The sequence below is a fragment of the Streptomyces sp. BR1 genome, from assembly GCF_052373795.1.
In the GTDB taxonomy this organism is placed as follows: domain Bacteria; phylum Actinomycetota; class Actinomycetes; order Streptomycetales; family Streptomycetaceae; genus Streptomyces.
In genome coordinates, this window is record NZ_CM126252.1 from 7,265,475 (window position 1) to 7,289,266 (window position 23,792).

Sequence of the window (23,792 nt, forward strand, 5' to 3'; positions counted from 1 at the left end):
CGTGCCCTCTTGAAGAGGCCGATACGGTCGGATTCATGACGTGGAAATTTGCGACGGCCGAAGAACTCATGGCTGCCCTGCGTGCCGGTGAAGTGACCTCGGTGGAACTGACCGACGAGGCGATCACCCGTATCGAGCGGGACGACAAGGAGATCAACGCGATCTGTGTGCCGGACTTCGATCGTGCACGGGCCGCCGCGCGCGACGCCGACCAGGCGCGTGCCCGCGGCGAGGACCGGCCGCTGCTCGGGCTTCCGGTGACGGTCAAGGAGTCGTACAACATCGCCGGGCTGCCCACGACTTGGGGCATGCCGCAGCACCGGGACTTCATGCCGGCCGAGGACGCGGTGCAGGTGGCGCGGCTCAAGGCCGCGGGCGCGGTGGTGCTCGGCAAGACCAACGTGCCCCTGGGGCTGCAGGACATACAGAGCTTCAACGAGATCCACGGCACCACCAACAACCCCTGGGATCACGCTCGTACGTCGGGTGGATCCTCCGGCGGATCGGCGGCGGCCCTGGCGTCCGGATTCGGCGCGCTGTCCATCGGCTCCGACCTCGCCGGTTCGTTGCGCACACCCGCACACTTCTGCGGTGTCTACGCACACAAGCCGACGCTCGGGCTCACGGCGGTGCGCGGTATGGTTCCGCCGCCCGCGCCGGCACTGCCGGTCGACTCCGACCTCGCGGTCGTCGGCCCGATGGCGCGCACTGCCCGCGACCTCACGCTCCTGCTCGACGTCATGGCCGGGCCGGACCCGCTGACGCACGGTGTGGCGTACGACTTGAGGCTGCCGCCCGCGCGTCACGAGCGGCTCGGCGACTTCCGGGTCCTGGTCGTCGACGAGCATCCGCTCATTCCGACCGGGTCCGCCGTGCGGGCGGGCGTGAACCGGGTGGCCGACGCGCTGGTCGACGGCGGCGCCCGCGTCGAGCGGCACAGTCCGCTGATGCCCGATCTGACCGAATCCGCGACGCTCTACCGGCAGTTGCTGTTCTCGGGCTCCGTCGCACGCTTTCCCGTCGAAGCGTACGAGCAGCTGCGGACCCAAGCCGCCCAACTGAGCGCCGACGACCAGAGTCTCGATGCGGCAATGCTGCGCGGCATGGTGTTGAGCCACCGCGACTGGATCGAGGCGAACAACCGTCGCGAGCTCCACCGCCACGGCTGGCGGCAGCTCTTCGCCGAGTTCGACGCCGTGGTGTGTCCCATCACGCCCACGCCCGCGTTCCCGCACGACCACAACCCCGATCCGAGGGAACGCCGGATCGACATCGACGGCGTCGAGTACCCGTACTTCGACCAGCTCGTCTGGGCCGGTGTGGCCACCATGCCCGGCCTGCCCGCCACCGCCGTACCGACGGGCCGGTCCCCCGAGGGGCTGCCGGTGGGAGTGCAGCTCATCGGTCCGATGTACGAGGACCGCACCCCGCTGCGGCTGGCCGAACTCCTTGAACAGAAGATCGGCGGCTTCCAGGCACCGAAGTAGGGCGTACGACCTGGGTGTCCATCAGGGCGATGCAGGAGGAGCCGGGATCGGGCCAACCGGCCCGGATCCGGCCGCTGATCGCGGAGAGTTGTCCGCGATCTCTCCCGAAATTGTCCGTGATCCGTAACAGAGGCATCCCTTGGCCTCCGTCCCTCGTCCTGCCAGGTGGTCACAAGGTGACCGGGGATCGGCGAGGGACTGCAGGTAAGGGGCGGACATGGCACGGCACGGTGGCGGGCGGGGCTGGTACGGCAAGGTGGTCGGGTCGGCGCTTGGGGTGGCGGTGCTCGCCACGGGTGCCTCGGTGTGGACCGCGCAGGCCGGTGCCGCGGGCGACTCGTCACCGAAGGCGACCGCGCCGGCCACGCCGGGCGGTGACGCCAAGCCGGTCGAAGCGACCATCGTGCATGCCTCGGACGCCGGGACGCGCGGCGTCAACATCACCATCGACGACGGCCCCGACCCCCGCTGGACCCCGCAAGTGTTGGACGTGCTGCGGGAGTACGGGGTGAAGGCCACGTTCTGCATGGTGGGCACGCAGGCGCAGGCCCACCCCGACCTCGTGAAGAAGGTGGTCGCGGCCGGGCACCGGCTGTGCGACCACTCGGTGTCGCACGACACCACCATGGACAAGAAGCCCCAGAGCTACCAGTCGAAGGAGATACTCGACGCCGAACGCATGATCACCGAGGCGTCCGGAGGCATACGCCCGATGTACTACCGGGCGCCCGGCGGAGCCTTCACCCCGTACAGCCGCGACCTCGCCGCTTCCCGCGGCATGCGCCCGCTGGGCTGGAACGTGGACTCCAAGGACTTCGAGCGCCCGGGCACGAACGCCATCGTGGCCACGGTCGAGCGGGAGCTGCACCTCGGCCCGACAATCCTCTTCCACGACGCGGGCGGCGACCGCACCCAGACCGTCGAGGCCCTGCGCCGCGTCCTTCCGTGGCTCAAGGAGCAGGGTTACTCGTTCGGTTTCCCGGTGCGCTGAGCCCGGCCAGGTGGGTTGGATCGGCTTCGGGTAGCGGCTTCAACCGATCAGTCCCCTGCCGGTCGTACGCGATGGGGTCGCCCGGCTGTTGGAAGTGGACGGCGAAGTGCCGACCCTGGCGGAGGGCGTCCAGGCCGGCGCGGCAGTAGGCGACCATGTCGTCGGGCAGGGCGTCGAGCGGGTACCAGGCCATCTCGCTGCACAGATGAGGCTCCCGGATGTACGGCGTCCTCTCCCAGACGGTTGCCAGGCCGAAGTAGCCGATACGGCTGGACCCTCCGGGACTGCGGTGGTGGACGACCACCGCGCTGCGTACGTCCTCGTGCTCGATGATGACGCCGGTCTCCTCGGCGGCCTCGCGGACGAGCGCGTCCACGATGTCCTCGTGCGGCCCGTCGAGGTGCCCGGACGGCAGGTGCCACAGCCCGCTGGCGTAGCCGCCCCCGGCACGGCGGGTCAGCAGTACGTCGAGGCCCCGCTCGCCGGGACGCACGAGGGCGGCGTGGGCGTCGACGGGCACCGCGAACCGTTCGACGGAGGGTGCCACGGGGGAGGGCCCGGCCTCCTCGGCGACGGATGCGGTGGAGGCGTCCGGGGCGGTATGCCCGGCGTGGTGGCGGATGATGGCGGCGGTTCCGGGATCCACCCGCAGGCGGTCGAGCAGGTCGACGGAGAACCAGTGGCACATGATCCCTTCGGTGAGCGGCAGTGCGTGGGCGTCGCCGCTCCAGCGGCCGGTGAAGACCTGGACCGTCTCGCTGGCGCCGTCGGGTCCGGTGCGGGAGGAGAGCGCGAACCGCTCCAGGCCCGGCAGGACGAGTCCGGCTTCCTCACGGAGTTCGCGGGCGATGGCTGCTTCCGGGCTCTCGCCGGACTCGCGTCCGCCGCCGAGCAGGGACCACATGCCGGAGGAAGCGATGGCGCCGGGCTTGTGGTCCAGAAGATGGAGCAGGTACCGGCCGCTGTCGTCCACGATCAAGGCCGTTTCCCTGCGGCTCCTTGGGGCCCGTACCGCCGGGCCCCAGCGCTGTGATCTTGCGTTCGAACCACTCTTGGGGGTCTGGCCACCCGATCCCGTGATTGCCATGGGGCGATCACCGGGAGGGAGCGAGCCGATCGTGAAGGTCCAACACCTGTGTGTGGAAGGTGAGTTGATGGCTTGCGAGTGCGGTGAGATGACCGGAGACTACCGAGAGACGGGTTGTTGGGCGTGGTTCGGGTGGCTACGTTCGGGGCTCGTTCATCAGGAACAGTGTTGTGTGCCTCAGGGGGAACGGGGGAGTCCGGGGAACCGGAGGCGGCACACCGTGGCCGGGTCCTCTTGCTTCTCCTCCGGTGCATCCGTCCGCACGGTTGCGTGCGTTGCGCGGCCGCGCCCGGAGGAGACGTATGAAACGCACATGTTCGGGCCCCGGTGTCCTAGCTCGGACACCAGCCGCCAGGTAGCCACGAGTGAAGCTCAGGCCACAGGTTGGCCAGGTGTCACTCACCCGAGGGTGTTGACGCGGTTCTCGTACTCGCGGCGCGCCTTGCGCTGGGCGGGGATCGCCCCGACGCCGTCGAGGACCTGGCAGCGGTCGAGGAGTCGGCGACGGACCGCGGTAGTGGCGGTGACGCGGAGGATGTAGCCCGTGCCGCGTCGTACGGCCTGGCCCTTGTCGAGTGCGGCCTGCTCGGCGTCGTCCAGCTCGGCGGTGAGGTCCATCGCCGAGAACGCGAGGCGGTCGCGGTGCAGGACGTCGAGCACGTCGAGGATGTGGCCGGTGCCGCGCACGAGGCGGAACATCTCGGAGATGTGCACGGTGTCGCCCGGCCGCGCGTACGTGAGCAGCTCGCGGAACTTCGGGCGCTGGAGGGGGTGGAGGCGGCTGGAGGTTTCCGGGTCATCCTCGAAGACGACCGGGTCCTCGATCCCGGCCTCGGCCAGGACGAGGTTCTGGCGGTCGGTCGACTGCTGGTCGGTCGACACCCGCTTGTAGACGAGATCGGCCACGCGTTTGCCGAGAGGTTGGGGCGGTGGCCGTCCGTCTGATCGTCAGGCTTGCGCTGTGGGGCGGACGACGATCTCGCTGATGTCGATGCCATCAGGTTGCCCGATCGCATAACCGATGGCGGAAGCGACAGCCGAGGGCGGCATGGCGATCTCGTCGCGCTGCTGGAGCAGCGCCGCCGCTGCCTCGGGGCTCGCTCCCTTGCCCACGCCCTCCGTGTGGGTAAAGCCCGGCGAGACGAGGGTGACACGCAAGTCGGGGCCGGACTCCTGCCGCAGCCCTTCGGTCAGTACCTTCACCGCCGTCTTGGTGGCCGCGTAGACAGCCTGAGGGGACTTCACGACATAGGCCGCGGTAGAGGCGACGTTGACGAACTGCCCGGAGCGCTGCTGTCGGAAGATGGGCAGCGCCGCCCCGATACCGTTCAGCAGGCCCGTGATGTGGGTGGCGACCATGGCGTCCCAGTCGTCCTGGCGCAACTCGTCGAACGGCGAGACCGCCATGGTGCCCGCGTTGGAGACCAGGACATCGAGCCGGCCGAAGCGGTCGGTTGCCGCATCCGTCAGGCGCTTGAGGTCTTCGCGCTGCGTGACATCGACGACGACCCCGACGGCTGAGCCGCCCTGCGCCGTAATCCGATCCACCACCGCGATCAGTCGGTCCTCCCGCCGGGCTCCGAGCACCAAGCGGGCCCCCTGCTCGGCGAGATGGGTCGCCGTCGCCTCCCCGATGCCGCTGCTGGCGCCCGTGAGTGCGATGACCTTGCCCTTGATGCCTGTCATGACCACTCCTTGGTGAGCTGTGTGCAGGTCGGTACGTTGACCTACAGTGGAACTGGGGGCGCCCCCAGTTAATGTCAGACTAAATGGGCGCGCCTCCGGTTAACAAGCTGGAGAGACCGAGAAGGGATGGCATGCCCTATGGCCGAGGGAGCGCAACGGCCGTTGCGGGCTGACGCGCGGCGTAACCGGGAGAAGATCCTCACGGCGGCGGCGCGCGTATTCGCAACGGAGGGGCTCGACGCCCACTTGGAACGCATCGCCAAAGAGGCGGGGGTGGGCAGCGCCACGCTGTACCGCAACTTCCCCACCCGTGAAACCCTGGTCGAGGCCGTCTACCGCAATGAGGTGGCCCAGCTGTGCGACGCAGCCCCCGCCCTGCTGGCAGCGAAGCCGCCCTTTGATGCCCTGCGTGCCTGGACCCGCCTCTTCCTGGACTACGTGACCACCAAGTACGGCATGATCGACGCCCTGCGCGCCATCGCCGCGACGGGGAGCAACCCGTACGGTCACAGCCGGGAAATGATCCAAGCCTCCCTGAGTGCCCTCATGGACGCGTGCGTGGCCGCCGGGACGATCCGCACCGACATCAGCCCCACCGATATCAGCGCCGCCCTCGAAGGCATCGCCCTCACCTCGGCGAGCCCCGAACAACGCGGGCAAGCAGAACGCCTGCTCGACCTCACCCTGGACGGCCTGAAGGCCCGTCCATGAGGGGGCGGCGTGAAACGAAACTGCGTCCCGGTGCGGCAGGACCTCGTGCGGTTCATTCCTCGCCGGTCTCGTCCTCGTCCAACTCTGGCACGTTTGGGTCCCGCAGCGGGCGCAGGGCGCCAGCGGCCGGGACGGAGGCGGTGAAGCTGTACTTGCCCATCCGGCGCTGAAGGTCCTCGGCGAAGACCTGACCGTAGCGGTCGGCGGACATCCCGGGGAAAAGGGGCGCCGGGGCGACATCGCGCGTCTGGCCGCCCTCGCCCCAGGGGAGCTTGCAGGCGCCCAGGGTGGGTCCGTGCCTGTACGTCTACTCCCAGCTTGCCGTGGCGGCCGGAGTCTGGGGAAGTGGGGTCGCGCCCCTGGCCCGGCCCTGGCCGCTCGCTCCGCTGGTCGACGGGGAAGAAGGTCAACGGCGGCGTGTGCAAGGTGCTCACGGGCGCGGCCCTCGACCGCGCCCGTACGTTACTGGCCTCGACGCGACCCAACTCGCTCTGGTCCAGCGGTGGTTCGACGTTCCACCTGCAACGGCGCCCCCTTCTGCCCGGCGAACACGGCTGCGCCGACTTGGCGTTCCCGGGTGTTCTATAGGCTCCCGGGATGGCCAGTGATCTTCTTCGTCTCACCGTCCTCGGGTCCGCGACGCCGTATGCGAGCGCGGACAACCCGTGTTCCGGCTATCTGGTTTCCAGCGGCGGCACCCGTGTCTGGGTGGATGCGGGCAGCGGAACGCTGGCACAGCTGCAACGGTACGTCCGGCTCGATGAGGTGGACGCGATCTGGATATCCCATCTGCATGCCGACCACAGCGCGGACCTGCTCACCGCCTACTACGCGGCGCTCTTCGCCGACATCCGGCTGGCCGCCCCCATCCCTCTGTACGGGCCGCCGGGCATCAGCGACCGCCTGGCCCACTTCCTGACCAACACCGCCACCCGCAGCCCCGTCGAGTCCGCCTTCGCGTTCCACGAACTGCACGACGGACATCAGGCCCGCATCGGCGAACTCACCCTGACCAGCAGGGCAGTTGACCACGGCATTCCCGCCTTCGCTCTGCGCATCGAGGCCGAGGGTCGGTCATTGGTTTACTCCGGAGACACCGCGCCGTGCGTCAACCTCACGACGCTGGCCAAGGGATGCGATGTGCTGCTGTGCGAAGCCGAAAGCGCCCAGGTCCCGACCGGCGGCGAGCAGGTGCACCACACCCCCGAAGACGCCGGCGCCACCGCGAGCATGGCCGGAGCGGGCCGACTCATCGTCACCCACGTCGGCCCGTTCCTCAGCCCCCAGCAAGCCGTCGCCCGCGCCTCGGCCCACTGCAACGGTCCCGTCGACTACGCCGCACCCGGCGCCGTCTTCACCATCGACTAGCCCCCACGAGACGTCAGGGGGTTCCGGCCTCGATGTGGGCGAGTTGGGCGGCGAGGATGTCCTCGAACGCGGCGCGGCGGTCCGCCCCGAGCGGGCGGACGTCGCGGGCGAAGTGGGCCAGGGCGGGGAAGCGTTCGGGGTCGGCGCCCAGTACCGCGACGCGGAACAGTTCCACGCCCTGTTCGTACTCCTGGGGGGTGAGGGCGCTGATCCCTGCCTCGGAAGCGATCAACGCGGCGAGCAGGATCACGATCCGGTGGTAGCGCGCCGGGATCTCCTCATCGGGCAGGCCTGACGTTCGCAGGGCCTGCAACAGCTCCTCCATGACCAACCGGGATCCGGTGCCGCTGGACGCGTAGCGTCCCCAGATCGCGGCGAGTTGGGGTTGCTCGCCGAAGGCCTCGCGCAGGCGCAGAGCCAGGGCGGTGATGCGCTGCTTCCAGTCGCCCTCGGGGTGGTAGCCGTCCATGGCGGCCAACAGGATCCGGTCGGCGACCGCGCGGAGCAGCTCGGTCTTGTTACGGAAGTGCCGGTAGAGGCTGGAGGAATCGGTCCCTAGCGCCGCGCCGAGCTTGCGCACGCTGAACGACTCGGCGTCGCTCGTGCGCAGCAACTCCGTCGCCGCGTCCAGGATCTCCTCGGTCGACCAACGCCTTCGGCCAGTCATCTCGCCCCTCTCGTCCGGAGCCAGCGTAACCCAGGCGCTTGCTGTTGCACGCACTGCGTGCATAATGAGGACGCCAGCCTGTCGCAAGGCCCAACGCATGGGATTGCGCACATAGTTGAGCTGTACATCCCCGCCCGCATGACCACCACGACATCCCCGGCATCTGGCCGCGGAAGAGAGAAGGAGACATGAGCGAGGACACTGCCGCCAAGCGCCCGGCGGAGCCGGACTGGCTGTCGGTGACGGCCGAGGAACTGGTCGCCTATCGCGAGGCGGAGAACCGTTTCCGGGCGTCCAGCGCGGCGCGGTCGATCCTGGGGGATCCGGATCCGGGCGCCGCGATCGAGTGGCAGGAGATAGCGCTGCCCGGACGTGAACTGCCAGTCCGGGTGTACTGGCCGACGGCCGAACACGGCGGTGAAGACGCCGACCGGGCCGGTCTGCCTCTCGTGCTCCATGTGCATGGAGGCGGCTTCGTGGGCACAGCCGTGCAGTGCGACTGGGCCAACAGCCACCTCGCCGTCCAGCTGCCCGCGGTCGTCGTCTCGGTCGAGCACCGGCTCCTCGACCAGGAATCTCCGCTGTCGGCGGCCGCCGACGACGGCTGGGACGTGCTCCAGTACGTGGCGCGGCATGCGACGCAGTGGGGCGTCGACCCGGCACGGACCGCCGTGTTCGGCGAAAGCTGCGGCGCGTTGATCACCGCTCTGACAGCGATCCGGGCCAAGGAGGCAGGCCTTCGCCTGCGGGCGCAGGTGCTGGTCAACCCCGCTGTCGATGTGACCGGGACGATGTTCGACTATCCCTCGATGGTCGAGTACGGGCACAGCCCGACCCAGGCCGAGCCGCTACTGCGCCTGGTCCAGCGGTTCTCGGTTCCCCCGGGATCCGACGCACGCGCGCTCTCGCCGCTGTACGCCGACGATCTGAACGGGCTGGCTCAGGCACTCGTGGTGGTACCGACCCAGGACGCGCTGGCCGATCACGGCCGCCGCTACGCCGATCGACTGCGCGCGGCCGGGACATCCACGCGGCTGACCGAATACCCCGGCGCGAGGCACGCGTTCCTCACCCTGCCCGGCGTGGAGCAGCAGGCCGAGGCTGCCCGGGCGGAGATCCTCGGCTTCCTCCGCACCGAGCTGTAAGAAGGCGCTGCCTCCCAACCCCGTCAGGAACTGCGGCCCTTCAAGTTGTGGCACAGGTTCAGGAACAGGTCGGTGTTGCGTATGTAGTGCAGGTATTCCGTGTCCAGTACGCCCCTCTTGTCGGCGCCGGTGAAGATCACCCGGCCGTCGTACAGGGTGAGTTCGGCGATGTCCGACCAGGCGGCCGAGCCCTTCTTGCCCCGCAGGCCGTGCCGGTCGGCCTGAATGGCGCCGAAGTCGACCGTCTCGCCGTACTGGATGGCTTCGACGACGCCCCGCAACTGCGCCTTGGTGATGCCGCGCTGGATGTAGTCGCCCCAGTCGCCCGGGTACCGGAACGGTGCGCCGGTCACCATTGAGGTGACCCCGAACATCTCCTTGTGCCGGTTGTTCATGAGATGGGCGCCCGGCCCGATGTTCACGGCGGCGCCGCCCGGCGGGATCAGCGTGTAACGGGCGTCCCGCACACCGCCGTTGACGTTCCTGCGGTACACCACGACCGCCGTGCTCTGCCAGTCGAAGGCGGCGTGGAAGCCGTCGGGCGCCGTCACGACCAGTCCCTCGGTGTGAAGGTACAGCCGCCAGTCGCGCCACTTCTTGTACGTCCATCCCTGCCTGGTGGCGAACGTTCCGACTCTGTCTCCCAGACGGCGCTCCGCCGCGAGCGCGGCGATGGCCGCGGGCGGCTCTTCCTGGAAGATCTGCTCGTCACCCATGGGGATCAAGGTAATCCAAGCCCGCCACCAACTCCATGGCCACCGCCCGACTGGCATCCGACGGAGGTTTGCGCGACCGCGTTGGTGGTTTGGGGGACAAGTAGAGACTGGGTGTGATGCTCTTGGCCAGAGTGATGGACAGGCGGGCGAGTTCGGGGCTGCACAGGCTGGCGGCTCCCGTGCTGGTCACGTCGGACACGACGGGGGGCTCGTTGGTGGGGAGTTGGCGCTGCCGGTTCCGACCTGTGCGCGGGAGCCGATTACGGCAAGCCATCGCACGCCGACCGGACGCGGTGGGTGTATGACCGGCCGGCGGGCGCCCGTGCTGCCCCCGTCGCTGCGCCAGTGGCTCGGGCTGATCGTGGCCCTCGCCACGCTGGTGGTCGTGGTGATCGGGGTTTTGTACGCCGGTCACGACCAGCCCGGCAGGGTGGACAGGTGGATCGTCGAGCCGACGGCGGACAGTGTGCGGCCGCCGTGGCGGCGTGTCGCTCTGGCCTTGGACTTCCTGGGGGAGCCCGTCGGATCGGCGATGCTGGTCGGGGCCGTCGTGGTGGGCTGCCTGCTGCTTCGGCTTCCTCGCGCAGCGGTGTTCGTCGTTGCCGGGGTCGGCATGGCCGTGGGGACGGCGACGCTGCTCAAGCACCTGGTGGGACGCACCATCCACGGCGACGGCAACCTGTCCTACCCGAGCGGGCACACCGCCTTCTTCACCTCGCTCGCCCTCGTGGTGGCGCTGCCCGCGACCGGTCGGCTCGGCCTCGGCAGGATGCCCGGCACGCTATTCGTGCTCGCCGCGGCGCTGGTTGGCGGGGGCGCCATGGGCTGGGCGCAGGTCGCCCTGGGCGCGCACTACCCGACCGACGTCCTAGGCGGCTGGTGCACCGCGCTGGCGGTGGTACCGGCGACCGGGTGGCTGGTCGACCGGACGGCCGACCAGCTCGCCAACGCGGCTCGACCGGAGCGCCGTTGACGTCACGTCACACCAGACGGCGGAACACAGGCTTCACCGGTCGCCCGCCCACCCACGGGGTGGGGTCACCGGCGTCAAGTGCCTTCCGGTACACCGCACATGCCTGAGCCACCACATCGACGGTGTGGTCGATGTCCGCGTCGTCGAGCGTGCTGCTCACCACGAACGACGGGGCGAGCACCCCGCCCGCGAGGAGCCGGCGCAGGAACAGGGTGCGGTACTGCTGCGACGGCTGCCCCTTCTCGTCGAGAGTGGCGAAGACCAGGTTGCTGGCCCGGCCCCGGACGACGATGTGGTCGCCGACGCCCATGGCGGCCGCGGCGTCGCGCACACCTGCGGCCAACCGCTCGCCCAGGGCGTGCAGCCGTGCGGTGACGCCTTCCTCGACGTAGGTGGTCTGCACGGCCATCGCGGCGGCCAGGGAGTGCGTCTCCGCACCGTGCGTGGTGGACAGCAGGAACACCCGCTCGCCGGAGTGACGCAGCCCGCCCCGCTCCATCAGCTCGCGGCGCCCGGCGAGCGCGGAGACGGCGAACCCGTTGCCCAGCGCCTTGCCGAACGTGGAGAGGTCGGGGACGACGCCGTACAGACCCTGGGCCCCCGCCTCGGACCAGCGGAAGCCGGTGATCATCTCGTCGAAGATAAGTACGCACCCGTGCCGGTCGGCCAGTTCGCGCAGCCCTGCGAGGTATCCGGGCGGGGGTTCGGTCTGGGTGGCGGGTTCGAGGATCAGACAGGCGATCTCGTCCTCGTACCGCGTGAGCAGCTCCTCCGTGGCGGCCAGATCCCCGTAAGGGAACGCCACGGTGAGCTCGTTGGTCGCCGCCGGAATACCCGCGGACATCGGCGTGGTGCCGATGAACCAGTCGTCGGTGGAGAAGAACGGATGGTCGGCACAGATGGCCACCCGCGCGCGCCCGGTGGCGGCGCGGGCGAGGCGCACCGCGGCGGTGGTGGCATCGGAGCCGTTCTTGGCGAACTTCACCATCTCGGCGGTCGGCACCGTGGCCAGGAAGCGTTCCGCGGCCTCGGCCTCCACGATGGACGGGCGGACGAAGTTGCTGCCGCGGTCGAGTTCCCGCCGCACCGCCTCGATCACGCGTGGGTGCGCGTGGCCGAGGCTGACCGACCGCAGGCCGGATCCGTACTCGATGTAGCGGTTGCCGTCGACGTCCCACACATGGGCACCGCGGCCGTGGCTGATGACCGGGGCCAGGTTCTCGGGGTACTGGTCGTCGCCCTTTGCGTAGGTGTGCGCGCCACCGGGGATCATCGCGTGCAACCGCTCGTTCGCCTGCCGCGACCGGGGCAGGCGGAGCTCTTCGGTCTCTTCGGTCTCTTCGGTGTCTTTGGTGCCTTTGGGGTCCACGCCGACCTCAACTCTCCCTGTGCGTCGGTACGTTTGCGTCAGGACTTGCGCTTCAGGACCTCGGCGAGGCTGGGCGCCTCCCGGTCCCGTTGGGACATCGATGTGGGCGGCAGCGGCCAGTCGATGGCGAGCTCCGGGTCGTCGAAGGCGATCGTCACGTCCTCGGCAGGATCGTGCGGGCGGTCGATCCGGTACGAGGTGTCAGCGGTCTCGGTCAGCGCCTGGAAGCCGTGTGCGCACCCCGCCGGGATGTACAGGGTCACCTGCGTCTCACCGGACAGCTCGAAGGAGGCCCAATTGCGGTACGTCGGTGAGTCCGTCCGCAGGTCCACGACGACGTCGAAGATCCTCCCGTACGAGCACCGCACCAGCTTGGCCTCGCCGGCGCCGGAGCGCAGGTGCAGGCCGCGCAGCACGCCCCGGACCGAGCGGGACACGCTGTCCTGGATGAACGCGTTCGGGTCGAGGCCCACAGAGCGGACCACGTCGGCGTCGAACGTGCGGCAGAAGAAGCCACGCTCGTCGGCGTACGGTGTCGGCTCGAACAGGAACGCACCGGTGATCGCCGGGACTTCGGTCGCTTTCATCGCACCTTCCGGAGGGCATGGGTGTGAGTGTGCTCGGCCGCCGGGAACAGGGCCGCGGTCAAGTCGTTGAACTGCTGGTCCAGTTGCCGGGTGGCGACCAGGTTCCGCTCGGCGAGTGTCTCCCGCAGCTGCGCCGATTTCTGCTCCAGCGCCCGGAACTGTTCGAGCAGCCGGTCGGTGTCGACCTCGCGGGCCGGATGGCAGTACGCGCCCAGACCCATCCGGTCCATGAGCGCGTCGCTCTTCGCCGCATAGCTGAGGGCGAGCGTCGGTGTGCCGACCTTCAGCGCGCAGACCAGGTTGTGGTACCGGGCCGCCACCACGGTGTCGGCGGCCGCCATCTCCTTCATCAGGTCGGCCAGTGAGGCCGCCTCGGAGGCGGTGACCAGCGGCGAGTCCACCGCGTCGAGGATCGCGGCGACCACCGTCGTATCGCAGTCGTCGCCGGTGAGCAGCCGGACCGGCCTGCCGTCCTCGACCAGCGCGCGGACGAAGCGAGTTGTCCCGTCCAGGTAGCGCCGGTGGATCTCCTCGGCACGGGCGCGGTCGTCGTTGCCGCCGTGGAAGTCCATGACCCCGACGCACACCGGGCCCGGTGGGTTCGAGGGGCCGGGCGCCGGGAGCGTCGGCAGGGCGAACGCGAGGTCCGGGTAGACCTCGTCGTGCGCGGTGTTTACGCCCATCGCCCGCATCGCGTCGCGGGACAGGGTGTCCCGGTACGAGCGGTAGGTGGCGAGCCGCGCCGACCAGCGCACCAGGGCGCGGGTCGGCCGGTCGCCGATCGGGGCGGCGCCGACCCCGACCAGCGCGACCCGGGTGCCGAACAGCCGGCCGCTCGCGCAGAGCAGGAACAGCGAGTACGGGAAGCCCCACGGCCGCAGCGGCAGCGTGGCCTCCAGGACGCCCATGCCCGGCACGATCACCACGTCGTGCCGGCGCACCCAGGCGGCGGTGCGGACGGCGTCGACGAGTTTGCCCACACCCTTGGCCGCGATCGCGCCCGCACGTGACGCGGTCCGGTACTCCCCGCGGTACCAGTGCAGCCGCGTCGCGGGGATCCGGTACCGGGTCGCGACGACCTCGGGTCCGCCGCACAGCGCGTCCACGACCGCCTTCGGGTGCTCGGTGCGGAGGTAGCCGAGCACGGCCTCCAGCGAGCCGTCGTTGCCGAGGTTGCCGGAGCCGAGCAGGCCGAACACCCCCACCCGTGTCGAGGTGTTCACGCCTGCCGCCCCTCGCGCCCGGCGACGAGGGCGTCGACGGAGACCGTGAGCTTGGCCGGATCGACCGGGGCACGGTCCTCGACCCGCTCGCCGGCGCCCGGCCGGACCCGGCTGGTCATCCACGCGGCCAGGTGGCCGTAGCACGCGCGCCGGTCTGCCGCGGACAACGGCGCCCGCCGGATCGCCGTGACGAACCCCCCGACGTACTCGGCGAGCAGCCGGGGCGTCGGGTGCAGCAGACCTGCCCGGCGCGGGTCCAGGTTGACGCACCGCGAACGCTTGCCGGGGTTGGCCCGCTCGGCGCGGGTGGGGTGGTCACGGCGGAAGTACAGCAGCTCCGGCACCTGGTGGAAGGGTCCGTGCAGGACGATCTCGGCGACGAACGTGCGGTCCGCGTGGTGGTAGCTGTCGTGCGGCTTCACCCGGCGCAGCATGTCGGCCCGCATCACCCCGTAGAAGTCGTCGCCGCCGGGCTCGAACAGGAAGCTGCGGAAGCGCTCCGGTGCGCGCGGTGAGTCGGTGGCGATCCCGTACTCGTACGGGACCTTCACCTGCCCGTCTTCGTCGATGACCGCCTGGCCGGAGTGCGCGAGGACGATGTCCGGCCGCTCGTCCAGCGCCTCGACGCAGCGCCGCAGCAGGTCACGGGCGTAAAGGTCGTCGTGCGAGGCCCACTTGAACAGTTCGCCGCGGCACTGGGTGAAGACGTAGTTGTGGTTGGGTGCCGCGCCGATGTTCTTCGGCAGGCGGAGGTAGCGGATGCGCGAGTCCCGCGCGGCGTACTTGCGGCAGATCTCCTGGGTCCCGTCGGTCGAGGCGTTGTCGGTGATGACCAGCTCGAAGTCCTCGTAGGTCTGGCCGAGCAGCGCGTCGAGCGACTCGGCGAGGTACTCCTCGCCGTTGTACACGGGCAGGCCGATGCTCAGCCTGGGTTGGGCGGTCATGAGGTCCTCACTTCGGGGATGGGGTTCTGGTGGCGCTCGCGCAGGGCGGACCGCAGCTGCAGCCACCACACGGCCGAGCCGCAGGCGGTCGCGGTGGCGACGCCCCAGGCCGAGCCGACCGTGCCGGCCGCGGCCGCCCCGCCGAGCCCGCCGCTGACGTAGCAGGCGGAGGCGAAGAGCTGGCTGCGCAGGCTGCGCCGGGCAGCGGCTAGCGCGCGAAGCCCGGCCGCCGCGCCGGTGCCGAGGCCGGCGCCCGCGACGCCGAGCGTGATCGGCACGATGAGCTTCGAGGACGAGCTCCAGACGTCGCCGAGCACGAACTCGCCGAGCCGGTCCGGCATCAGCAGCAGCGCCGCGCCCCACAGCAGCGCGGCGACGGCCTGCGCGCCGCCGAGGAGCAGGCAGAACATGCCGAGGCGGTGCGGGGCCTGCCGCAGCACCCGTGCCGCTTCGGCGACGGTGACCAGCGAAAGCCCCATCAGCACGGCCATGAACGGGCCGAGCAGGAGCTCGGCGCCCCGGACCACACCGACCGCGCTGACCCCGACGATCGCCCCGAGCCCGTACGCCCGCAGCTGGCTCGCGCCGCTGACGCCGACGTTCTCGACCAGGTACCGGTAGCCGAGGTCGCGGTGCTCGCGAAGCCACTGGCGCGCTCCGCTCATATGGGGCCGGATGCCGGACTGGAAGCAGCCGTACACCGCCGCCACCGCGGCGGACGCGCCCCAGGCGAGCACGAAAGCGGCCACGCTGCCCACGTGGGCCGCCACCACCATGGCCGGGAGGAGCGCGACGCCCCACACCAGGTCGTTGACGAACGCCTTGCGTCCGTTGCCGGCGGCGAAGAACGCGTACCGCCAGGCGTCCTGCAACAGCAGCCCGGGCAGCATGACGCCGAGGCAGGCGAACGCGGGCCCCACGCGCCCGCCGAGCACGAGGCCGACCACCAGACACGCCGCGCCGATCGCGGCACCGACGCCGAGCGCGGTACCCGACGACCGGGCCACCGCCCCGCGCCAGGACGCTTCCGAGACCGCGCTGAAGCGCACCACGAGCGGGTCGGTGGCAAGGCCGCGGGAGACGCTGAGCACCACGCCGTAGGTCACCCAGGCCAGGCTGAACACGCCGAACGCGGTCAGGCCCAGCGAGCGGGCCACGTAGATGCCCACCGCGAAGTTGGACACGCTGGAGGCCGCCTGGTCGGCCAACCCCCAGGACAGCCGGCCGACGATGGCCCGCTTGGCGGTCCGCCGGGCGTGTCCGGCCGGGGCCATCGGTGTCGTCGTCTCCCCCTCGGTGGTCATCGGCGTCATGCCTTGATCAGTCCGGCGGCGCCCAGGGCGTCGGCCGCGGCGGTGACGGTGTCGAACGGCAGCCCGGACCGCTCGGCCACGTCCAGCAGACTGTGCTCGCCGTCGGAGAGGCTGAGCACCCAGAGCATGGCCATCTGGGCCTGCTTGGTGTCGCTGCGCCCGCCGAGCGCGTCGTACAACCCCCGTCGTCCCAGCTGTGGTTCGCCGTAAGGGCTGAGGTTGACGTACCGCCGGTTGCGGTCGAGGACGGCGAACGCCTCGCGGCAGACGGCGAGCGTGTCCGCCATCGCCTCTGGGGAGACGAAGTCCGGGTCGTCCGCCGAGGTGTGGTATTCGGGGTAACCGGCGTACGGGGTCCGGCTGAGCGAGCCCACGCCGAGATCGAACCCGGGGGAGCAGTACTGCCGCTCGTCATAGCCGTACGGAGTGAACTCGGTGACGTGGTGCGGGCGTTCGGAGGCGCGGAGCACATGCCGCATCACCCGGTCGATCTCCGCGTCGCCGCGCCTGCTCTGTTTGTACGTCAGTTGGCCCCGGTCCCCGGCGCAGGCCAGCACGAGCCCGTGTTTGACCCGGTCGATGCGCTCCGCGTTGCGGGCCAGCCAGGTGATCGCCCCGATGGTGCCGGGCGCGAAGATGAACCGGTAGGTGTAGTACGGCGTCTGCTCGGCCAGAGCCCGGGCCAGGAACACCGCCACCGCGATGCCGGCCAGGTTGTCGTTGGCCAGCGAGGGGTGGCAGACGTGGCAGGAGACGATCACCTCGTCGGGGACCTGCCCGGGGACCACATGCTCGGCGTAGGTGAGGTGGCCGTCCGCGAGTGTGGAGTCGACGCACACCTCGTACTCGCCGTCCGGCAGCGCGTCCAGGGTCTCCTGGGCCAGGCAGAACCCCCACTCCGGCTGGTAGTAGCTGGTGCGGTAGGGCACCCAGGCCGGGTGGTCCGGCAGGGTGTGCAGGTGTTCACGCAGCTCGGCCAGCGGCATGGTCGCCGACACCGGCACGCTGTAGCCGAGCACGTGCAGGCTGGACGCGGCGAAGTCGACGACCCGGTTGCCCGCGCTGTCGGCGACGTACGCGTCCCGGATGTTCCACTCCTGCGGCACCGTCCAGTCGAGCACCTGCGTCCCGGTCGGCACCTCGTGCATCTGCAGTGGAACGTACTCGTTGACGATGTCCAGAGTGGCGCGCACACCGTCGCCGGTGATGCTCCGGCAGAGCGGGTACATCCGCTCCACCAGCGCGTGCATCTCTTCTCCGGGCGTGGTCATCGACGCCACCGCAGGGTGTCGTCGACCACGCCGGCGTCGGACGCCGCGCGCAGCACGGCGAGACGGGTGAAGCGCTGCTCGAAGTCCTCCCGCGTCATCCCGAACTTCCGGTAGGCGTCGGCGAGTTCGAGCGCGCCCTGCTTCACGTTCCACTCGCAGTCGAAGCCGGGTATCGCGGCGCGGAACCGGGAGAAGTCCACCCGGTACGAGCGCGGATCGGCGCCGTTCTCCCCGGTGATCCGCACCTTCGCGCCGGACACCGCCTCGGCGACCTGCTCGGCGATCTCGGCGACCGTGACGTTGTTGGTCTCGCTGCCGATGTTGAACGCCCGGTCATGTACCGCTTCGCGCGGTGCGGTCAGCGCGGCCGCGAAGGCCCGGGCGATGTCGGCGGCGTGCACCAGCGGGCGCCAGGGGGTGCCGTCGGAGAGCACCAACACCTCGCCGGAAAGCAGCGCGTGGCCCACCAGGTTGTTCAGCACGATGTCGGCGCGCAGCCGGGGGGAGTAGCCGAAGGCGGTGGCGTTGCGCATGTACACCGGGCTGAAGTCGCCGTCGGCCAGCGCGTGCAGGTCGTCCTCGACCCGCACCTTGGACTCCGCGTACGGCGTCACCGGGCGCAGCGGGGCGTCCTCGGTCACCAGGTCGCCGCCGCCCGCGGCACCGTATACCGAGCAGGTCGACGCGTACAGGAAGCGCCGCACTCCGGCGTCGCGGGCCAGCCGGGCCAGGCGTACGGACGCGTGGTGGTTGATGTCGTAGGTGAGCTCCGGTGCAAGGGATCCCAGCGGGTCGTTGGACAGCGCGGCCAGGTGGATCACGGCGTCCACCCCGGCCACGTGTTCAGCCGTGATGTCCCGCAGGTCCACCCGGTGTCCGGACGGGTCCGCGGGCGGCGGGCCGAGGACGCAGTCGGCGAACAGTCCGGCGTCAAGACCGACGACCTCGTGCCCGGCTGCCGTGAGGACCGGGGCCATCACGGTGCCCAGGTAGCCCTGGTGTCCGGTGAGCAGTACGCGCAAGGTTCATTCCCCCAGGTCGAGAGTGAGTTTGGTGACGGCGAACGCCTCGGCGTAGCGCGCGTGGCATTCGATGCCGCGGATGCGTGCGAGACCGAGGAAGGCCTCGCGGTCGTACCAGGGCCGGTGCCGCTGCGAGGGGTAGTGCTCCTGCAGCAGCCGCACCTTCTGTTCGGCGACTTCCGGCGACAGCGGCTGGTACGCGGCCGGACGGCCCAGATCGCCGTCCCACTTGACGATCTCGTAGCCGAGCACGAGGTGGTCGCGGAACGCGGTGGGTATCAGCTGCGCCAGGCCGCGGTGGTCCTGGTGCGCGTCATCGGTGCGCGGGGCGAGCACGAGATCCGGCTCGGTCCGCTCGCGCAGTTCCTCGACGGCGGCCTTGGCCTCGTCCCAGTGCACGGGCATCCGGCCGTCCGGCAACTTCAGTACGGTCAGTCGCAGATCGGCGCCCGGGCAGAAGGCGGCGAGCGCGGCCTGCTCCTCCTGCTCGCGCTCGCTGCCACCGCCGGAGAGCACCAGCGCGTCGACGCGGATACCCGGCCGCGCGAGGCACAGTGTCAGCAGTGTGCCGCCCGCTCCGATGGCGATGTCGTCGCAGTGCGCGCCCACCGCGACGATCCGGTCCAGAGGCCCGGCCCCGAGCCGGATCACACTCTCACCCCCGCGCTGTCGCGCTCCCACACGGCCCACGGGCGGTCGCCCCGGGCGTAGGCGTCGTCGAGCGCGGCCCGCTCCTTCACGGTGTCGGTCGGCTTCCAGAAGCCGCGGTGCTGGTGCGCCAACAGCCGTCCCTGCTTGGCCAGTTGGGCGCATCCGTCAGCGACCAGGTCCCCGCCCTCCGGGATGTGGTCGAAGACCTCCTGGCGGAGCACGAAGTAGCCGCCGTTCTCCCACATCGGCAGTTCGCTCACCGGGGTGATGCCGCCCACCAGGCCGTCCTCGCCCAGGTCGACGCAGTGGAACGAGGACTGCGGCGGCACCACCATCATCGACGCGCCCGCGTCCCGCTGGGCGAACTTGTCGATCATCTCCGGCAGCGGGGCGTCGGTGAGCACATCGGCGTAGTTGGCGAGGAACATCTCGTCGCCGTCCAGGTGGTGCCGCACCCGGCGCAGCCGCTCACCGATCGGTGACTCGACGCCGGTCTGCGCGAACGTGATCGTCCAGTCGGAGATGTCGGTGGAAAGGAGTTCGGTCTTCCCGCCCCGCAGCACGAAGTCGTTGGAGGTCGTCTCCTCGTAGTTGAGGAAGAAGTCCTTGATGTGATGGGCCCCGTACCCGAGGCACAGGATGAACTCCTTGTGCCCGAAGTGCGCGTAGTAGCGCATGACGTGCCAGATCAGCGGCCGCGGGCCGACCATCGCCATCGGCTTGGGCATGTCGTCGGAGGCCCCGCTGCGCATCCGCATCCCGTAACCGCCGCAGAACAGAACGACCTTCATGCCTTGACCTCGACAATGCTCAGTTCCGGTATGGGAAAGACAAGACGGCCGCCCCAGTCGCCCACGTACGACAGCTGCTCGACCAGCTCGTCCCGGAGGTTCCACGGGAGGACGAGCACATAGTCCGGCCGGTCGGCGGAGATCTGGTCGGGCGGCAGGATCGGGATGCGGGTGCCCGGGGTGAACCTGCCGTGCTTGTAGGGGTTGCGGTCGACCGTGTACGCGAGCAGGTCGGGCCGGATGCCGCAGTGGTTGAGCAGGGTGTTGCCCTTGCCCGGAGCGCCGTAGCCGACCACCGTCTCGCCGCGCTCGGCCGCCTCGATGAGGAACTTGAGGAGGTCCCGGCGCACCTTGGCCACCCGGGCGGAGAACTCGGTGTACCCGGACAGCTCCTGCAACCCGGCGGCCTTCTCCCGGGCCAGCACGTCGGCCACGCGGGACGTCGGCTCACCGGCCACCTCGGCCGGCCGGGCCCACAGCCGGATGGAGCCGCCGTGCGTGGGCAGCAACTCGACGTCCACGAGCGCGAGTCCACCGCTCGCGAGCGCCCGGATCGCGGACGCGACCGTGTAGTACTGGAAGTGCTCGTGGTAGATCGTGTCGTACTGGTTCTCCTCGATCAGGGTCAGCAGGTGCTGCACCTCGATGGAGACCCAGCCGTCGTCGGCGACCAGAGCGCGCAGACCCTGGGTGAACCCGACCACGTCGGGGATGTGCGCGTACACGTTGTTGGCCACGACCAGGTTGGCCGGGCCGTGCTCGGCGCGGACGGCCGAGCCGGTGTCCGGGCTCAGGAACTCCGTGAGCGTGGGCACACCCGCGTCCCGCGCCGCGGCGCCGACGTTCACCGACGGCTCGATGCCGAGGCAGCGGATCCCGCGGTCCACCACGTGCTTCAGCAAGTACCCGTCGTTGCTGGCGACTTCGACCACGAAGGTGTCGGAGCCTTCGGTGTCGAGACCCACCCGCTGCACCGCGTCGGCGACGAACGTGCGCGCGTGCTCGACCCAGGACGTCGAGTACGAGGAGAAGTACGCGTACTCGCTGAACGTCTCCTCGGGCGTGATCAGCGGCGGAATCTGCGCGAGCCAGCAGTCGGTGCACACTTGCAGGTGCAGCGGGTACGCGGGCTCCGGTTGGTCCAGTTGGTCCGCGGCGAGAAAGCTCTCACATGGTGGCGTCGCCCCAAGGTCGACGACGCTCGCCATCGCTTCCGAGCCGCAGAGTCGGCATCGTGTCATCTGCTGTCCCCATCCCCCCTGCTCGCGCGGGTGTCCCCGCCGCGAGCCAGTGCTGACCGCCCCGCGATCGCGGTGCGGTACTCCTCCACCAGGCGCTCAAGGCCGACGGCCGGGCTGAACCCCTGCTCGTAACGGCGTCGGGCCGCCTGACCCATCTCCTGGCCCAGGCCCGGCTCGGCCGCGATCCGGCGTATGCAGGACGCGAGCGAGGCGGGCTCGCCCGGCCGGTGCAGCAGCCCGGTCACCCCGTCCTCGACGAGTTCGACGAAGGCGCCGTGACCGGCGGCGACGGTCGGGACCCCGGCTGCCATCGCCTCCACGACCACCAGGCCGAAGGCCTCCAGCCATGTCGAGGGAGCCACCACGGCGACCGATCGCGCGATGGCCTGGCGGCACTGGGCCGGGTCGTACAGGCCGACGTAGCGCACGTCGTCCCGGCCCGCCGCCCAGGCGGTCACCTCGTCCTCCAGTGGCCCCGCGCCCGCGATGACGAGCGGCACGCCCGCACCGCCGTCCGCGGCGATCTCGTCCCACGCGGCCATGAGCAGCCGTACGCCCTTGGCCTCCGCGAGCCGGCCGAGATAGAGCAGATGCTCTCCGGCGCCCGCTCGGCGGACACCCGGTTCGGGCACGAAGTTGTGCTTCACCGCAAGGCGCTCGGCCGGCATGCCGGCCCGTACCAGGACATCGCGCTGCGCCGCGGAGATGCAGAAGAAGCGCTCCACTCCGGACCACCACCGCCGCCGGTTGACCGACAGGCTGACCGCTAGCGGCACCGTCGCAAGGCGGGAGTCGCGGTAGCAGCCGTGCCGGACGGCGGGCAGCGGCGCCGCCGACCCGACGCACTCGGTGCACGGGCGGCCGTCGCGTTGCAGGGTGCCGGGCGGGCAGACCTGGGTGTAGTTGTGCAGCGTGGCGACGGCGGGCACGCCGGCGTCGGCACAGGCGGCGAGCACCGCGGGTGACAGGAGCGGGAAGACGTTGTGGACGTGCACCACGTCCGGCCGTTCGGCGCGGAGCCGGGCGGCGAGCTCCGTGCGGACCGCTGGGTTCCACGGCACGAGCAGGGGCACCTTGGCCTTGCCCCACAGGGACTTGGCGGCGATGTCGTCGCTGCGCCGCTCGAACACCTCGACCCGGTGGCCGGCCGCGCGCAGCAGCTCCACTTCCTGGTCGACGACCTTGTTCTCCCCGCTCGGCTGCGCCGAGGAGTAGCGGTTGTGCACCACGAGGACGTGCATGCTCAAGGTCTCCTCCGTTCCCGGGCCCGGCGCGGGAGTTGTCGTCGGGGGACTGCGGGCGTCGCCAGGGGCGCGGCCGCGTCGGGTGACGCGAGGAGCGCGGCGGCCACGGCCAGATGCAGCAGATACGGCGAGGCATCGCCAAGGCCCGCCTCGGTGTACGACGCGATCGCGCAGTAGCTGATCAGGAAGATCGCGCAGGCCCTGTGCAGCGACGGTGGCCGCAGCAACGCGATGCCGGCGAGCACGATGATGATCGCTGCCACCAAGGTGACGCCGATCAGGCCCTGTTCGTTGTAGACGGCCAGCCAGCTGTTGTCGATCGGCAGCCCGCCGAACGACTTGTCGCCCAGGCCCACGCCGAACACCTTCTCCCCGGTCGTGCGGGGCGCTGCCAGCAGCGCGTCCCAGACCTTGGCCCGGCCGGTGAGGTTGGAGAAGTTCTCCTTGTCCTGTCCGCGCAGGAACCAGGTCTGGAGCGCGGAGGCGAACCCCACCGCGGCCACCACGACGGTCAGCACCGTCCAGGAGAAGAACCGGCGGGCGGCGGCGCTGGTCAGGACGAGCGAGCCGATCGCCAACGCAAGCCCGATGAGCAGGCCGAGCGTGGCCGTCCGGGTATGGGTCAACGCGAGCAGGATCAGTGACGGCACGATGATCACCGTCGCGCTGGTTCTGTCGGTCCGGCGGGTCAGTACGAGCAGTACGGTGAGCCCGACGATCACCGCGGCGTACTGTCCGATCTGCGGCGGTGTGAGCGGCCACAACGCGCCGACCAGGCGTCCGCCGTAGAGGTCGGGCATGGCCGCGCCCGGTGAGACGACCAGGCCGGCGGCGACCGTCCCGAGCACCGCGAAGTACATCCGGATGTGGTGCCGGACGAACGTCAGGCCGTCGTTCCACCAGCGGCTCAGCAGCCACAGCGTGCTGACGAAGAGAGTCAGCCGGAAACAGCGGAACAGGGCGCCGAACCCGGACTGCAGGTGCGCACTGGAGATCACGCTCGGCACCAGCAGCAGGGTGAGCAGGAGCAGGAAGGCGCTGGATTTGATGCGCAGCCGGAGATTGAGTGCGAGCGCCAGCGTGAACGCGGTGAGCAGCGCGCCCATGGTGACGAGCTGGATGAGGGAGCGGGGCAGCGGGATGATGGTCTTCGCCCCGGCGGAGCCCAGCGTGTTGAGGATCAGCAGCCCCCAGATCGTGCCGACGATCCTCGGTGTGCCCTCTGGGCGCGGTTCGGCGCCGGGCTGTGGGCCCGCCGTATCGGGTCCGCCCGGCAGCCCGCCGCGCATCAGGTTCCCGCTCATC

24 protein-coding genes are annotated in these 23,792 nt (G+C 70.4%); 6 read left to right on the forward strand and 18 right to left on the reverse strand.

Going from position 1 to position 23,792, the window contains the following annotated elements:
- Nucleotides 1-35 precede the first annotated feature (35 nt).
- Nucleotides 36-1,487: an amidase gene (locus ACT1U9_RS32125; protein ID WP_444536140.1), complete on the forward strand. Its 1,452-nt coding sequence runs from the start codon at nt 36-38 to the stop codon at nt 1,485-1,487.
- A 217-nt stretch (nt 1,488-1,704) separates the two neighbouring features.
- The gene (locus ACT1U9_RS32130) at nt 1,705-2,478 is read left to right on the forward strand and encodes a polysaccharide deacetylase family protein (protein WP_444536141.1); all 774 of its coding nucleotides are present in this window, start codon (nt 1,705-1,707) and stop codon (nt 2,476-2,478) included.
- Here ACT1U9_RS32130 and ACT1U9_RS32135 read toward each other — a convergent pair.
- The 3 genes from ACT1U9_RS32135 to ACT1U9_RS32145 form a co-directional block, all read right to left on the reverse strand.
- Nucleotides 2,438-3,451: an NUDIX hydrolase gene (locus ACT1U9_RS32135; protein ID WP_444539309.1), complete on the reverse strand. Its 1,014-nt coding sequence runs from the start codon at nt 3,449-3,451 to the stop codon at nt 2,438-2,440. The two genes, ACT1U9_RS32130 and ACT1U9_RS32135, sit on opposite strands and share 41 nt — an antisense overlap.
- A gap of 513 nt (nt 3,452-3,964) precedes the next feature.
- Nucleotides 3,965-4,471 carry a recombinase family protein gene (locus ACT1U9_RS32140; protein WP_444536142.1) on the reverse strand — a complete coding sequence of 169 codons (507 nt, stop codon included), beginning with the start codon at nt 4,469-4,471 and terminating at the stop codon, nt 3,965-3,967.
- Nucleotides 4,472-4,513: 42 nt separating this feature from the next.
- A complete protein-coding gene (locus tag ACT1U9_RS32145) occupies nt 4,514-5,251 on the reverse strand; it encodes an SDR family oxidoreductase (protein ID WP_444536143.1) in 738 nt (245 codons plus the stop codon).
- 138 nt (nt 5,252-5,389) lie between these two features.
- Between ACT1U9_RS32145 and ACT1U9_RS32150 the strand changes: the two genes are divergently transcribed.
- Nucleotides 5,390-5,962 (forward strand): TetR/AcrR family transcriptional regulator, encoded by a 573-nt coding sequence (locus tag ACT1U9_RS32150; RefSeq protein WP_444536144.1) that lies wholly within the window; start codon nt 5,390-5,392, stop codon nt 5,960-5,962.
- Nucleotides 5,963-6,014: 52 nt separating this feature from the next.
- Here the strand turns inward: ACT1U9_RS32150 and ACT1U9_RS32155 are convergent, their stop codons facing one another.
- A complete protein-coding gene (locus tag ACT1U9_RS32155) occupies nt 6,015-6,173 on the reverse strand; it encodes a hypothetical protein (protein WP_444539322.1) in 159 nt (52 codons plus the stop codon).
- A gap of 386 nt (nt 6,174-6,559) precedes the next feature.
- Between ACT1U9_RS32155 and ACT1U9_RS32160 the strand changes: the two genes are divergently transcribed.
- On the forward strand, nt 6,560-7,330 hold the full coding sequence (locus ACT1U9_RS32160; protein WP_444536145.1) for an MBL fold metallo-hydrolase: 771 nt from the start codon (nt 6,560-6,562) through the stop codon (nt 7,328-7,330).
- 13 nt (nt 7,331-7,343) lie between these two features.
- Here the strand turns inward: ACT1U9_RS32160 and ACT1U9_RS32165 are convergent, their stop codons facing one another.
- Nucleotides 7,344-7,997 (reverse strand): TetR/AcrR family transcriptional regulator, encoded by a 654-nt coding sequence (locus tag ACT1U9_RS32165; protein WP_444536146.1) that lies wholly within the window; start codon nt 7,995-7,997, stop codon nt 7,344-7,346.
- Between the two features lie 188 nt (nt 7,998-8,185).
- On the opposite strand from ACT1U9_RS32165, the gene ACT1U9_RS32170 reads away from it, so the two are divergent.
- A complete protein-coding gene (locus ACT1U9_RS32170) occupies nt 8,186-9,142 on the forward strand; it encodes an alpha/beta hydrolase (protein ID WP_444536147.1) in 957 nt (318 codons plus the stop codon).
- A 23-nt stretch (nt 9,143-9,165) separates the two neighbouring features.
- On the opposite strand, the gene ACT1U9_RS32175 is transcribed toward ACT1U9_RS32170, so the two are convergent.
- Nucleotides 9,166-9,858 (reverse strand): DUF6585 family protein, encoded by a 693-nt coding sequence (locus ACT1U9_RS32175; protein WP_444536148.1) that lies wholly within the window; start codon nt 9,856-9,858, stop codon nt 9,166-9,168.
- Nucleotides 9,859-10,159: 301 nt separating this feature from the next.
- Here ACT1U9_RS32175 and ACT1U9_RS32180 point away from each other — a divergent pair, with 301 nt between their 5' ends.
- The gene (locus ACT1U9_RS32180; protein ID WP_444536149.1) at nt 10,160-10,831 is read left to right on the forward strand and encodes a phosphatase PAP2 family protein; all 672 of its coding nucleotides are present in this window, start codon (nt 10,160-10,162) and stop codon (nt 10,829-10,831) included.
- A 7-nt stretch (nt 10,832-10,838) separates the two neighbouring features.
- On the opposite strand, the gene ACT1U9_RS32185 is transcribed toward ACT1U9_RS32180, so the two are convergent.
- From ACT1U9_RS32185 to ACT1U9_RS32240, 12 genes are read right to left on the reverse strand one after another with little or no spacing between them, the layout of a single operon-like run.
- Complete coding sequence (locus ACT1U9_RS32185; RefSeq protein WP_444536150.1) at nt 10,839-12,200, reverse strand: glutamate-1-semialdehyde 2,1-aminomutase; 1,362 nt, start codon at nt 12,198-12,200, stop codon at nt 10,839-10,841.
- A 38-nt stretch (nt 12,201-12,238) separates the two neighbouring features.
- Nucleotides 12,239-12,787 carry a dTDP-4-dehydrorhamnose 3,5-epimerase gene (gene rfbC, locus ACT1U9_RS32190; protein ID WP_444536151.1) on the reverse strand — a complete coding sequence of 183 codons (549 nt, stop codon included), beginning with the start codon at nt 12,785-12,787 and terminating at the stop codon, nt 12,239-12,241.
- Nucleotides 12,784-14,010: a polysaccharide pyruvyl transferase family protein gene (locus ACT1U9_RS32195; protein WP_444536152.1), complete on the reverse strand. Its 1,227-nt coding sequence runs from the start codon at nt 14,008-14,010 to the stop codon at nt 12,784-12,786. Before ACT1U9_RS32195 ends, rfbC begins: the two co-directional genes overlap by 4 nt.
- A complete protein-coding gene (locus ACT1U9_RS32200) occupies nt 14,007-14,954 on the reverse strand; it encodes a glycosyltransferase family 2 protein (RefSeq protein WP_444536153.1) in 948 nt (315 codons plus the stop codon). The genes ACT1U9_RS32195 and ACT1U9_RS32200 overlap by 4 nt, the downstream gene beginning before the upstream one ends.
- The gene (locus ACT1U9_RS32205; protein ID WP_444536154.1) at nt 14,951-16,267 is read right to left on the reverse strand and encodes a hypothetical protein; all 1,317 of its coding nucleotides are present in this window, start codon (nt 16,265-16,267) and stop codon (nt 14,951-14,953) included. The genes ACT1U9_RS32200 and ACT1U9_RS32205 overlap by 4 nt, the downstream gene beginning before the upstream one ends.
- Nucleotides 16,264-17,538, reverse strand: coding sequence for a DUF4910 domain-containing protein (locus tag ACT1U9_RS32210; RefSeq protein WP_444536155.1), 1,275 nt, complete (start codon nt 17,536-17,538; stop codon nt 16,264-16,266). Before ACT1U9_RS32210 ends, ACT1U9_RS32205 begins: the two co-directional genes overlap by 4 nt.
- Nucleotides 17,535-18,560, reverse strand: coding sequence for an NAD-dependent epimerase/dehydratase family protein (locus ACT1U9_RS32215; protein ID WP_444536156.1), 1,026 nt, complete (start codon nt 18,558-18,560; stop codon nt 17,535-17,537). Before ACT1U9_RS32215 ends, ACT1U9_RS32210 begins: the two co-directional genes overlap by 4 nt.
- Nucleotides 18,561-18,563: 3 nt before the next feature.
- A complete protein-coding gene (locus tag ACT1U9_RS32220) occupies nt 18,564-19,211 on the reverse strand; it encodes a PIG-L deacetylase family protein (RefSeq protein ID WP_444536157.1) in 648 nt (215 codons plus the stop codon).
- The gene (locus tag ACT1U9_RS32225) at nt 19,208-20,002 is read right to left on the reverse strand and encodes a sugar phosphate nucleotidyltransferase (RefSeq protein WP_444536158.1); all 795 of its coding nucleotides are present in this window, start codon (nt 20,000-20,002) and stop codon (nt 19,208-19,210) included. Before ACT1U9_RS32225 ends, ACT1U9_RS32220 begins: the two co-directional genes overlap by 4 nt.
- Entirely contained in the window at nt 19,999-21,243 is a 1,245-nt protein-coding gene (locus ACT1U9_RS32230; protein ID WP_444536159.1) for a class I SAM-dependent methyltransferase, read from the reverse strand. Before ACT1U9_RS32230 ends, ACT1U9_RS32225 begins: the two co-directional genes overlap by 4 nt.
- Nucleotides 21,240-22,484, reverse strand: a complete 1,245-nt coding sequence (locus tag ACT1U9_RS32235; RefSeq protein WP_444536160.1) for a glycosyltransferase — start codon at nt 22,482-22,484, stop codon at nt 21,240-21,242. Before ACT1U9_RS32235 ends, ACT1U9_RS32230 begins: the two co-directional genes overlap by 4 nt.
- 2 nt (nt 22,485-22,486) lie before the next feature.
- A complete protein-coding gene (locus ACT1U9_RS32240; protein WP_444536161.1) occupies nt 22,487-23,791 on the reverse strand; it encodes an O-antigen ligase domain-containing protein in 1,305 nt (434 codons plus the stop codon).
- Between the last annotated feature and the right edge of the window lies 1 nt (nt 23,792).